General features: G+C 39.0%; 8 protein-coding genes and 2 pseudogenes. 3 read left to right on the forward strand and 7 right to left on the reverse strand.

What is annotated here, in order from left to right; all coding sequences use genetic code 11:
• Window positions 1–60: 60 nt before the first annotated feature.
• From ACE1CC_RS18605 to ACE1CC_RS18625, 5 genes and pseudogenes are all read right to left on the reverse strand, one after another.
• Window positions 61–417, reverse strand: a complete 357-nt coding sequence (locus ACE1CC_RS18605) for a YkvA family protein (RefSeq protein WP_413271925.1) — start codon at window positions 415–417, stop codon at window positions 61–63.
• Window positions 418–464: 47 nt separating this feature from the next.
• Window positions 465–716 (reverse strand): hypothetical protein, encoded by a 252-nt coding sequence (locus ACE1CC_RS18610; RefSeq protein WP_413271926.1) that lies wholly within the window; start codon window positions 714–716, stop codon window positions 465–467.
• A gap of 316 nt (window positions 717–1,032) precedes the next feature.
• The gene (locus ACE1CC_RS18615; RefSeq protein ID WP_413271927.1) at window positions 1,033–1,266 is read right to left on the reverse strand and encodes a hypothetical protein; all 234 of its coding nucleotides are present in this window, start codon (window positions 1,264–1,266) and stop codon (window positions 1,033–1,035) included.
• Between the two features lie 123 nt (window positions 1,267–1,389).
• A complete protein-coding gene (locus tag ACE1CC_RS18620; RefSeq protein ID WP_413271928.1) occupies window positions 1,390–1,884 on the reverse strand; it encodes a Uma2 family endonuclease in 495 nt (164 codons plus the stop codon).
• Window positions 1,885–2,117: 233 nt separating this feature from the next.
• Window positions 2,118–2,348: pseudogene (locus tag ACE1CC_RS18625) on the reverse strand (phospholipase effector Tle1 domain-containing protein); the annotation flags it as partial.
• Window positions 2,349–2,519: 171 nt separating this feature from the next.
• On the opposite strand from ACE1CC_RS18625, the gene ACE1CC_RS18630 reads away from it, so the two are divergent.
• Window positions 2,520–3,602: a class I fructose-bisphosphate aldolase gene (locus ACE1CC_RS18630; RefSeq protein ID WP_413271929.1), complete on the forward strand. Its 1,083-nt coding sequence runs from the start codon at window positions 2,520–2,522 to the stop codon at window positions 3,600–3,602.
• Window positions 3,603–3,837: 235 nt separating this feature from the next.
• Window positions 3,838–6,021, forward strand: coding sequence for a tetratricopeptide repeat protein (locus ACE1CC_RS18635; protein ID WP_413271930.1), 2,184 nt, complete (start codon window positions 3,838–3,840; stop codon window positions 6,019–6,021).
• Between the two features lie 121 nt (window positions 6,022–6,142).
• Here ACE1CC_RS18635 and ACE1CC_RS18640 read toward each other — a convergent pair whose 3' ends face one another.
• Window positions 6,143–7,039, reverse strand: a complete 897-nt coding sequence (locus tag ACE1CC_RS18640; protein ID WP_413271931.1) for a M48 family metalloprotease — start codon at window positions 7,037–7,039, stop codon at window positions 6,143–6,145.
• Between the two features lie 141 nt (window positions 7,040–7,180).
• On the opposite strand from ACE1CC_RS18640, the gene ACE1CC_RS18645 reads away from it, so the two are divergent.
• On the forward strand, window positions 7,181–12,520 hold the full coding sequence (locus tag ACE1CC_RS18645; protein WP_413271932.1) for a tetratricopeptide repeat protein: 5,340 nt from the start codon (window positions 7,181–7,183) through the stop codon (window positions 12,518–12,520).
• 255 nt (window positions 12,521–12,775) lie between these two features.
• On the opposite strand, the pseudogene ACE1CC_RS18650 reads toward ACE1CC_RS18645, so the two are convergent.
• Window positions 12,776–12,969: pseudogene (locus ACE1CC_RS18650) on the reverse strand (RNA-guided endonuclease TnpB family protein); the annotation flags it as partial.

Here is a 12,969-nt window from a genome sequence, read left to right on the forward strand (position 1 = left end):
GCTTACGATCGCTTTTGGCAAACGTGGGTAATTTCTTAGGAAATATTTAGCTAATCTAGACTAAGTAGCAAAAAATTCCTCGGCTTTTTGCCGATGTTCTTCTGTGATGTTACCGCTGATAGCTGAAAGTGCTGTTGACATGACAATCATATCATCAGCGAAACCCAGACCAACTACCCATTCTGGAATCGCATCTTCGGGTAAGAATAAATAAGTCAAAGCAGCAGCAATGATACCTTTAACGTAGGTTGGTGTTTCGGAATCTCTCATGCAATAATACATAGCGATCGCATCTTTGCTAAAAGGCAGTTTACCAACCAAAGATTTAAGATTGCCAAGGAAGTCATCAAGATGAATCCCTGGAATTTTCCCCTTTTTAACATCCTTTACTGCACCAGTTAACGCTGAAGCTACCAATTGCAGAGGTTTGCCACCTAAATTTTTAATACCGCCAGCAGCACCATCTAACTCGGCGTTAACTGTTTGAGGACTTTTGGCTGTTTTTTTTTGGCTTTCTTAGCTGCTTTTTTGGCTTCTTTCTCCGCCTTTTTCGTTTCTTTTTTAGCTTTCTTCTTCGCCTTTTTCCCTTCTTTTTCGGCTTGCTTCAAAGCTTTTTTCCCTGGATCTAATACTTTATCTTCAGCCTGTTCTTTTACCTCTTCTACCACTTGGGATGCTTTTTTAATACTGCCATCCAGTAATGATTCAATATTCATGACTTAGCCTCGCTTATTAACAAAAATTTCCCTTCGTGTTTGGCAAAAAGGGTATATTCTTAACCTTAGCTTAACTTGCCCAAAAATGGTTTATTTTTAAAGATAAAAACTAAAAATCTTACTTATAGATGAAGTAAATAAAGTTGATTGAATTTAAAAGTATTACTTTTGATAGTTGACAGAGGAATTGACTTAAGTTGTTGTAGTGAGAGCGATCGCTAACATAAACTATAGATGAAGAGTGCGATCGCTGAAAATACCAACAGCCAACTTTCACTTTATCCAGTCTAACATTCAATGATTCTAGCAAGCAGAATTAGCTTTGTAATTCTGGATTTACAAAAGGATCTATGTTAGGGTTTTTGTATGGTTGAGGATGGGAATTGATGTAAGGTTCTACATTGGGATCTTGATAAATTTTCGGTTGGCGATCGGTGTAAGGATCGACATTAGGATCTTCGTAAGTAGTAGGATTTGGCTCTGTGTAAGGTCGAAGATTTAGGTCTTTTTCCGGTGCTGCTTTTGGATGATTTGAACGTAGTTTTAACATAATTACTCTCCTTTGCTTTTACGCTGATATTAAGAGAGTTTTTGAAACATATTCCTCTTTCTTAGGGTATTATTTGGCTCTGTTTGTTAATCTATCTCAAGAAACAGAAGCAAATAAAATATTTCATGCTGTAGGTTGATTTCGCCGCCGAATTTGCTCGGAAAAATCTGGTACTAACAAAGATTTGCTTAGTTCTTGTTGGCGATCGTAAAATCTCATTTTACCTTCTGCATTGCAAAACCAAACTTCCTCTGCACCTGCGGCGAAATATAAGTCCTTTTTCTCCAACATTTCTGCTAAAAAATTGCTAGCAGATTTGACTTCCACGCAAATTTCAGGAGCGATAGAAGCTGCTGTTTCTTCTAATATAATATCTGCTCTTGGCTCGGAAGCCCAAACAACATCAGCGACTTTCACTCCATCAGTTGTTTGAATTGCACATTCTGGCATTGCTACACCCGTTTGCAGAAGCATTTCTAATAAGCTTTGTATTCTACTTTGGTAAAATGAATGTTTTGGTTTGGCTGGACTCATTACAATTTGTCCCCATTTGTTCAATTCGATTTTAAATGGGAGGTCTTGTAACTGTTTATTTTCGCATACTTCTTCCCATTTCATAACTAATTACCTCCTTTCCTTTACGGTTATAAAAAGCGCAGGAATACGTTAGTATCCAGTCCTTTCAAGCTGACTCTCCTCCACGCTCAGAAAAAAGTATATAATTATCTGACTAGATAAAAAACTGGTTGAACCTTGTTACCAGAAACGGCGGACGCTCTAGCGGGATAAGCTGGTCAAAACTTATCTCGTGGGGATTCCATATAGAGTGGTTGCTCATAAGTATGCTTAGATTTAGCGTAATTTTTCCGAAAATCTTTCGCTTCGTCACTGTCGGGGTGGATTTTGCGCTCGCGGTAAATTTTATACGCCATAGGCGTTTTCCGAATGTGTTCGCGATGTAATAAACCCGAACAATAAATCATCCCCGCTAAACAACGAACAATATACGCGCCTCGACTAAAGCCAAACAAATAAATTTCATCTTCGGCTTGGGTATTGTAATTAACACATAAAAGTAGATACTGTATTTATTGTAGCTCCGTCAATGTAGAAGAAAATACAATTTAGCCCTGATGATATTCTCGGTGTTACTTAAAATCGAAAGAAAAACTATCTATCCTCTGTCTTAAGAGAGACATAAGTTAATCTAAAACATAGCCACAATCAAAGAGAGAAGTTTTGAGGAAAGTGCTATGACGGCGACATTATCTGTACCCGGTTTTCTCGAATCTATGCTGGGTGAAGAGACAGAAGACCTCCTCAATTATAAAGCGAAAGTTTCTCAGGATTTGTTACATTTACCTGGGCCGGATTGGGTCGATCGCATTTTTGCTGGGACCGATCGCAATCCCCAAGTTCTCCGCAGTCTGCAACAATTATATTCTACAGGTCGTCTTGCCAACACTGGTTATATTTCGATCTTGCCTGTAGACCAAGGAATTGAACACTCTGCTGGTGCTTCTTTCGCCCCAAATCCAATTTATTTCGATCCAGAAAACATCATCAAATTAGCAATTGAAGGCGGATGTAATGCAGTTGCTACTACTCTCGGTGTTTTGGGAATGATGTCCCGTAAATATGCCCATAAAATCCCCTTCATTGTGAAAATAAATCACAACGAATTACTGACTTTTCCCAATCAATTTGACCAAATAATGTTTGCTTCTGTGGAACAAGCTTGGAATTTAGGGGCGGTAGCAGTTGGTGCAACAATTTATTTTGGTTCCGAACAATCAACGCGACAAATTCAAGAAGTAAGTAAAGCTTTTGCGCGTGCTCATGAATTAGGAATGGCGACAATTCTCTGGTGTTATTTGCGAAGTAATGCTTTTAAACAAGATAAAGATTATCATGTTGCCGCAGATTTAACTGGACAAGCAAACCATTTAGGTGTAACCATTGAAGCCGATATTATTAAACAGAAATTACCTGAATGTAATAACGGTTATCAAGCAGTTTCGCAAGCAATGGCGAAGACTTACGGGAAAACTGATAAACGAGTTTACACGGATTTAACTACCGATCATCCGATCGATCTAACTCGCTATCAAGTGCTGAATTGTTATTCTGGCAGAGCAGGTTTAATTAATTCTGGTGGCGCTTCTGGGAAAAATGATTTTGCCGAAGCTGTTCGCACTGCGGTAATTAACAAACGTGCTGGTGGTAGTGGTTTAATTTCTGGTCGGAAAACATTTCAACGTCCTTTTGAGGAAGGTGTGAAATTGTTTAATGCGATTCAAGATGTTTATTTGTCAGAAGATGTGACGATCGCTTAATCTCAGATCTTGCACCAATCTAAAATCCGCCTGGGACTTGGAACCCTTGTAGAGACGTTGTATACAACGTCTCTACAATCTTTGAAAGGAGATGTCTACTAAGCAAATTCATCTTTTTACCGGATCGGCTTAGAGAGACTCAGAATAACTATTTGAGGCATTTAATTTCACAGAATTAAATAGCAATCTTTAAACTGAACCTCGCACTATTACTTTACTTAAAAGTGAAATCTATATGAACAGTCAACTTCTAGATGGACGATACCAAATTGTTCAAATTTTAGGTGGAGGTTCTTTTGGTCAAACCTTTTTAGCCCAAGATATCAAGCGCCCTGGTCATCCCCAGTGCGTAGTCAAGCAACTGCGTTACTTCAGTAACGACCCCCAATGTTTGACAATTGCCAGTCGTTTATTTAAAAAAGAAGCAGAAGTTCTAGAAAAGCTAGGTCAACATGACCAAATTCCTACATTGTTGGCTGATTTAGAAGAGAATCAACAGTTTTACTTAGTTCAACAATTTATTTCTGGTCATCCTTTAACCCAAGAGATTTTGCCTGGTCAACCTTGGACAGAAGAACAAGTTATCAATCTTTTAAAAGAAGTATTAGAAATTTTAGTTTTTGTGCATCAGCAAGGGGTTATCCATCGGGATATTAAACCTGCTAATTTAATGCGTCGCCAATCAGATAATAAGATAGTTCTAATTGACTTTGGGGCGGTTAAAGAAATTGGTACTCAAATAGCTCATGGACAATTAAACCAAACAGTTGTTATCGGTACTCCAGGCTATATGCCGATCGAACAATTTCAAGGTCAACCTCAATATAACAGTGACATTTATGCTTTAGGAATGACTGCTATTCAAGCACTTTTAGGGTTAGCTGCCAATGAGTTATCGAAACTACAAACTCCGCACAATTCTAACCCGATGGAAGTAGTTTGGCGCAATCGGGGACAAGTTAGTAAGCCGCTGGCAGATATCATCGATAAAATGGTGAAATCAAGCTATCTTGAGCGATACCAATCAGCAAAAGAAGTACTTGCCGATTTAGAAGCAATTAGTAAAAGTTCTGTTAATTTGCCTATTCCATCAACAGCTGCACAACCACCAATTGCTGTTTCTCCCCAGAACAATCAGCAGAAAACTCAGCAACATCAACCGCAAAAAAAACCTTGGTTTACTTTAGCATTAACATCGGCTTTAATTGTGATTGGTGGGTTAGTAGGTGTGGGAGTTTTATCGATTTACATCCCACAAAGTAAGGCGAAAGAGTTTTACAATCAAGGTGTGGAAAAAGCCAAAAATCGAGATAAACAAGGAGCGATCGAAAATTTCAATCAAGCTATTCAACTAAATCCCAAATACGCTCAAGCTTACTATGAAAGAGCCGATGCTCGCTTTCACCTAGCAGATTATAAAGGTTCTCTAGAAGATGCTACTCAAGCCATTCAACTCAATCCTAATTATGCGGAAGCTTACAAACGACGTTGTGGCGTAGAAGCTAATTTAAAAAATTATCAAGCTGCGATCGAAGATTGTACGCAAGCAATTAAAATTAATCCCGTTTATGGAGAAGCTTACGTTAATCGAGCTAGTACTTACTATGCTATGGGCGAACATCAGAAATCGATGGAAGATGCTACTCAAGCCATTCGCCTTAATTCTCAAGATACTTTGGCTTATATTGTCCGAGGTTTAGTTCGCGAAAAACTTAACGATTTGTACGGAGCTAATGAGGACTATAGCTTAGTCATTAAACTAGATCCCAATGATACCAGAGCCTACATTAATCGGAGTAATCTTCACCGGAAACAAGGGAAATATCAAGAAGCAATTGAAGATGCCAACCAAGTGATTAAAATTAAACCAGAGAATTCTTTTGCTTACTACAATCGAGCTTTATCTTACCAAGAGTTAAACAATAAACCAGCAGCGATCGAAGACTTTCAGAAAACAGCTAAACTTTGTTTAGAGCAAGGAAACTCTAGCTGTTACAAAAACGCACAAGACTTGCTCGCTGAACTCCAAAAGCCTGAAGTAGAAACAGTTGCTCAACCCAAACCTGAAGCAAAAATTGCTACTCAACCAACAACTTATACTGCACGCAGACAACAACCTAAAGCCAAATCTGTTTCTCAATCTGGATTCAACGTACAATCTGTTCCTCGGCGTAGTAGACCTATTCGCCCTGAACGTAAATCCCCTGGTGCAAACACTATTGTTCAATACAGTTCTCGTAAACCAAGTAGAAAACCTGTTCCTCAACGTGAATCCCCTTCTGTAAATACTGCTCCTCAATACAGTCTTCCTCGACCTAGTAGAGAATCCGATCGTTCTCAACGTGAATCCCGTGATGTACAAAGTGTTCCCTATCGCCGTCTAAGAACTCCTGAATCAAATTCAGGGGAATCAGAATAGTCTGAACAAACTGCTGCTTAAAACTATTAGACATCTCCAAAAAATCTTGTAGAGACGTTATATATAACGTCTCTACAAGATTTGGTTAATCGATTAGATTTTTCATCACAGATATCAGCCTTTACCCTCCTGTCAAACGAGGTTTTACGTATTTAGCAAAGTCTTCTTTTCCTGATTCTAATTGTGGGGGAATGCCATTAGGATATTGTTGATAAATCAGTTCTTTTAAGCGTTGGACTCGGTTTTCTGGGTTAGGGTGAGTGCTGAAAAATTCAGGGGATTGACCACCTTGACGAGCTTTTCCTAATATTTGCATTAATTCGACAATTCCTTGGGGATTGTAACCTGCTTGAGTCATGAAACGAAGACCTAAGCGATCGCTTTCTAACTCATCATCTCGACCATATCTTAAACTTACTAATTGATTCACAGCCTGAGCTAAAACTTGCGCTTGTCTAGCCCGTTGTTCGCTGTCACTTGCTGCTACTCCCACCGCAGTAACTAAGGTTGCACCTAACTGTTGTTTTGCCAAATGTTCCGCACCATGACGGGCGACAACATGACCAATTTCATGTCCTAAAGTGCCAGCAAGTTGCGCTTCTGAAGAAAGGCGACTTAACAAAGCCGCAGTGATAAAAACTTGTCCTCCAGGTAAAGCAAAAGCGTTAATTGTGCGGGGATCTCGTAATAAATAAAATTGAAAAGGATAGCCAGATTTAGAGGCATCTGATTGCTGGACTATTCTTTCTCCTACTTGTTTGACATATTGTTGTAGCAAGCTGTTAGGATATAAACCGCCATGTCTAGCTGCCATTTGTTGTCGCGCTTGTAAACCTAACGCAACTTCTTGTTGTGGTGAAAGTTGGATGCGCTGATTTTCTCCAGTGATGGGATTTTGTACAGTGTTCGTGCAATAAGTAATTAATCCAAATAGTGCGACTATAATTCCAATCCACAGACGATTTAATCCTCTCACCGCTTTTCTCCCAACCATTTGGATAGGACAGGAGCTTATCATAATTTTATTTAGAATTCATCTGTACAATTTGGGCTAAAATGTGTGTTAAAGATAGCTTCCCTCAGTTAGTGCATAGGTGTTGGCAGTCCAGAAATATTGTAATTAGCAATAATAATTTGCCCAACTATTGAGGAAATCCCCATGCAATCGCCAAATAAGTTAATTCTAGGGTTTTGTTTCTTGGCTGCTGTTGTAATTGTTGAGCAATTTTCTAGCAATCAGGGAAATTTGATCTTAAACTCTGCTGTCTTGGCGCAAACATCTGGCAACCAAAAAGCAGAAGCCGATCGACTCTTGCAGCAAGGAAATCAGCAATATCAAAAGGGTAAATTTCCAGCTGCTTTACAGTCTTTTGAGCAAGCATTAAATATTTATCGGCAAATAGGGAATCGCCAAAACGAAGCAACAACCCTAATAAAAATTGGTGATACTTACTTAGATTACATCCAATTTAAACGTTACTACCAACAGATTAAGAAACCGGAAGAAATAAAGCCTTATCCAGAAGTTCTTAAATATTACGAACAAGCTTTAGTTATTATGCGTGAAATTGGCGATAGCACAGGTGAAGCTTGGAGTCTTAACGGAATTGCTATGACTAACGGCGCATTAGATAAGGAAGAAGAAGCTCTAAAATTTTACGAGCAAGCTTTAACAATTATGCGTGAAATTAAGGATAAAACTGGAGAAGCAACAGTTTTATTTAATATTGGTAAAGATTATGATTGGGGATTCGATCGCCAAAGAGATTCTAGACCAATTTCGATTGATTTTTATGAGCAAGCTTTAGAGATTGTGCGGGAGATTGGCGATCGACCTTTGGAAGCAGAAATTCTTTATACGATCGCATTTACTTACAAAAATAAAGGGCAAGAAAAGCCGGAAATTGCTTTGGAATATTATAAACAAGCTTTACCAATTGCGCGAGAATTGGGCGATCGGATTTTGGAAGAAAAAGTGCTCAATAATATGGGCTATACTTACCGTAGCTTGGGTTATCCGCAAATTGCACAAGAGCATCAGGAGCAAGCTTTAGCAATTAGACAAGGGATGAATATTCATGTTGCATGGCCTACAGATATTATAAAAAAGGCAATTCTGATTACCTACAATACACCAAAAAAAAGACCAACTTTAATAACATTTCTGGAAGGAGAAGCCCTAATTCACTACAGAAATGGCGAAGCTCACGCATTCAAACGACGATACCAAACTGCTTTAGAATCTTATCAACAAGCTTTGGCAATTGTGCGCCAACAAAATAATCGACCTTGGGAATGGGTAATCCTCAATCAAATGGGGACTATTTACGAAACTTTGGGACAAAGTTCAGCAGCTTTAGACAGTTACAAACAAAGCTTGAAAATTAGAAGAGAGGTAGAGGAAATTGCTGCCAAAGAGCCAATTCCTCACACTATTCGCGTAGCTTACGGCACTAATATTAATATCGATCGAGAAGGGATAAAATTAGAAGATGGAATTGCTAATGGGTTGATTAAAATAGGAGAAGGAGAGCCAATTACTACTGCAATTACTATTTTTGAACCTCTGAAGACTCCTGAAGAAATTGCTGCTATGGAGAAACGAGGAAGACGACTAGAATTAGTAGTAGGAATAGCTAGAAAGGAACAAGGCTGGCAAGGCTCTTCAAACAATAAAGAAGAAGATACTCTCACTAATATGGGGGATATTTATAAAACTCTAGGACAATACCAAGCTGCATTAAATTCCTATCAGGAAGCTAGTAAAATTATTCGCTCAGAAATGGCAAGCAATGAAAGCGAAGAAGCTCGTTGGCGGAGAGTAACAGATGGGGGAACTTACTATCAGCAGGAACAGAGAATTTTTAGAAGTATGGGAGCAGTTTATACAGCTTTGGGAGAACATAAAGCTGCTTTGGAATCTTATCAGAAAGCTTTGGCAATTTCCCAACAGGAAAACAGCAGTAATAATCTTCGTATTCAAATACCAATTTTGCTGATTCAGATCGGGAAAAGTTACGAAAATTTAGGTCAGTATCAAGCTGCTTTAGAAGTTTATCAGAAAGCTTTAGCGATCGCACAAAATCCCAAAAACAAAGGAAACTATTTAACTCAAGAACATTTAATCCGTCAGTGGGGAAAAGAAGAATATTTTCGTCAAACAAGGATACCTTACGAAAAGCCCGATCGAGAAGCACTTCTTAACAGTATTGGCGCACTTTATGAAAAGTTAGGTCAAACTCAAAAGGCGCAGGAATATCGCCAGCAAGCTTTGGCATTGCAAAAGGAAATTAGCGATCGCACTGAGGAAGATATCACTGCTGAAAAGGCAATTTTAATTACGGAAGTTGGCAGAGATGAAGCAAAAAAGGCGATCGTGCAAATCAATAGGTTAGAAGGTGAAGCAGTCGCTCTCTTTGCAGCGGGAAATAGTTACTTTAGACAAGGACAATACCTCAAATCACGATATCAACTCGCTTTAGAATCTTATCAGAAAGCTTTGGCAATTGTTCGTCAACAAAACAATCGCCCTTGGGAAAGAGTAATTCTGACTCAGATGGGATTAGTTTACGAAAATTTAGCACAAAATCAAGCGGCTTTAGAGCAATATCAGCAAGCTTTAGCCATTAGTCAAGAGGTGGAAAGTTCTACTGAAAAAGTGACTCTTATTAGTAAACTCCCTTTGAGTGGCTCTGTCAATTTTGACGAGGTGAAAATTGGTTTTGATTCGGGTAAAGTTACTACTTTTAAGCCGGAAGGAGGAGTAATTTTCTTTGCCCAAACGCGAGAGAAATTACAAGCCGATCGACTTTTAGGAGAAGGTATAACGCAATATGTAAACCAAAAGTATGAAAGAGCATTAAAAACTTTTGAGGCAGCTTTATCGATTTATCAAAAGTTAGAAGATAAACCGGGAGTGGCGAAAAGTCTCTTTGAAATTGGGGAAGTTTATGATAAGAGGGAAGAAGATGAACAAGCGTTAAATTACTATCAGCAAGCTTTAGAACTTTATCGGGAATTGGGCGATCGATCTGGAGAAAAAACCAGCCTTAACTTAATGAGTGGAATTTACTATAAGCAAGGTATTCAGTTGGCAAATCGAGGTCAATATCGAGAATCTTTAAAAAGATTGGAGCAAGTTTTAGAGATTGCCCAAAAACTTGGTCATCGGGAAACGGAGTTAAGAACTTTCCTCTGGATGGCAAGAGTTTACAGCAGTTTAGGAGAATATAAATTAGCTTTAGATTACTATCAGAAAGCTTTACCAATTCGTCAGGAGATTTTAGGGCATTGGGAAGGAATTGAGTCTAACATTGGGCGGATTTATGAGGTACTAGGACAATATGAATTAGCTTTAAAAGCTTATGAAGATGCTTTAAAAACTGCCCGATTCCCCACATTACTTAACTTAGATGGTAGTATGGTTGGAGATATTGCTGGTGAGGTGAATGCGCTAAATGCGATCGGCAATATTCACTACAGATTAGAAAAGTACGAATTAGCATTGAATTTCCATCAACAAGCATTAACAGTACTGAAAAAAGTTAAAAACCAAGATACCCAAAAACTTCTGGAAGCAACAACATATAATAGTATTGGAATTGTTTACTTGAAGCAAGGAAAATACCAATTAGCATTAGACTTTTTGCAGCCAGCTTTAGCTATTTATCAGCAATTTAATAGGAGGCGGGCAGAAGGATTAGTTCTTCATGCGATCGGAAAACTTTACTTTGAGCAAGGACAATACGAATTAGCCGGAAATTACTTACAGAGAAGTTTAGTAATTGCTCAAGAAATTGGTAATAAAGAAGGTGAAGGACACACGCTTAGTACGATCGCATATTTACTAGAAAAACAGAATCAGCCAGAATTAGCGATCGTCTTTTTCAAAGAATCAGTTAATGCCAGAGAAACGATTCGGAAAAATATTAAGGAACTTCCCAAAGAACATCAACAATCTTACATCGAAACTGTTGCTAAAGATTATCGGAAATTAGCCGATCTCCTCTTACAAAAAGACCGAATTTTGGAAGCGCACAAAGTTTTAGATTTACTAAAATTGCAAGAATTAGATAACTATCTCCGCAACGTGCGCGGAAACGAACAAACTGCCAGAGGCGTTTCCAATACACCGCAAGAACAAGAAGTTAAACAGGGGTATGAAGCGATCGTCAACAAAGGAATTAAACTAGGTAAAGAACTTACTGAACTACAAAAAATTCCGGTTGATAAAAGAACCCCTGCTCAACAACAGCGAATTATAGAATTGCGAAAAGTTGAACAAGAAATTACTAAAGAATTTAGCGAATTTCTGAAAAGTTCAACGGTGAAAGCATTGGTAGGAGAACTGCGCCAAGTCACAGGCGGCGAAAATCTCAACCTGAAAGATTTCAACAGTTTAAGAGACAATTTGCAACGACTACAAACAAGCGCAGTAATTCTTTATCCTTTCATTTTAGACGATCGCCTAGAACTAATTTTAGTTACCCCTTACTCGCCACCAATTCGCCGCACTGTAAATGTGAAACGGGAAGAATTAAACAGAGCAATTGCCGAGTTCCACCAAAGTTTAAAACAACCTAACACAAACATAACTCCCTTAGCTAATAAGTTGTATAATTGGTTAATTAAACCCATTGAAAATGACTTAGCCGAGGCGAAAACGCAAACTATTATTTATGCCCCAGATGGACAATTGCGTTATATTCCCTTAGCAGCTTTGCATGATGGAAAACAATGGTTAGTGCAACGCTTCGGAATTAATTATATTACGGCGGCTAGTTTGACAGATTTCAACACTAAACCCCAAGAGAAAATGCAAGTTTTTGCAGGTGCTTTTACCCAAGGAAGCTATACTTTTAAAGTTGGCGAGCAAGAATTTCAATTTTCAGGTTTACCTTTTGCGGGTAAAGAAGTAGAAAACCTCGCAGCAACTATTCCCGGAACTACCAAATTGTTGAATGGACAATTTAACCGAGATTCAGTTTTAATGATGAATGATTTTTCGGTGGTACATTTGGCGACTCATGCCGCTTTTGTAGTGGGAAAACCGGAAGATTCGTTTATTATGTTTGGCAATGGCGATCGCGCTACTCTCCGCGATGTAGAATCGTGGTCATTACCCAAAGTAGACTTAATCGTGCTCAGTGCGTGCGAAACTGGTGTAGGCGGAAAATTGGGAAATGGAGAAGAAATCCTCGGTTTTGGCTTCCAAATGCAACGCACAGGCGCAAGAGCAGCAATAGCGTCACTTTGGCCCGTTTCCGACGGTGGTACGCAAGTTTTAATTAATGGATTTTACGCCATCTTGCAAAAAGGCAACCTCTCCAAAGCCGAAGCCTTACGCCAAGCACAAATTGCCTTAATTACCGGAAATCATAGCGCTTTCGGTGAAGCACGAGGAATTACCACTGCCCAACGCAGAGAAGAAAGCGAAACTCGTCGCTTAAATCATCCCTATTACTGGGCACCTTTCATTTTAATTGGCAATGGGCTTTGAGGGACTGGGGACTGGGGATTGGGGAGTAGGGGCTTGCACCTGCGGTTGAGAGCCCGCCCGGAAATCAATTTCCGGGCTAATAGCTCAAGTCCATTAAAATGGACTGAAAGAATAAAAATTCTAACTAAGTATTTAGTCCTCTTTAGAGGAGTTTCGCTATAAGAAAAGCGAATTGATAAGGCAGGCGGATTGTGGAACTAGTGCAAGAACCACAATTTATGTATGGATTTACCAGATTTCTTGACACTCCTCGACCTAAAGGCACGAGGATTCTTCATTCATAGACTCAGCTTGCCTTGACAAGATTACTCCAATCAAAGTAGAGGCCAAATCTCCTGAAGCGTTCGGATCTTTGATCCAAGTTCCGGTATGCCCTACCGTACTCAAGGCTGCTTTTAGAATCATCAGTGCCGCATTCCAATCCCTATCCAATATGAACCCACATTTAC

This window comes from Floridaenema aerugineum BLCC-F46 (assembly GCF_041929345.1).
GTDB classification, from domain to species: domain Bacteria; phylum Cyanobacteriota; class Cyanobacteriia; order Cyanobacteriales; family Aerosakkonemataceae; genus Floridanema; species Floridanema aerugineum.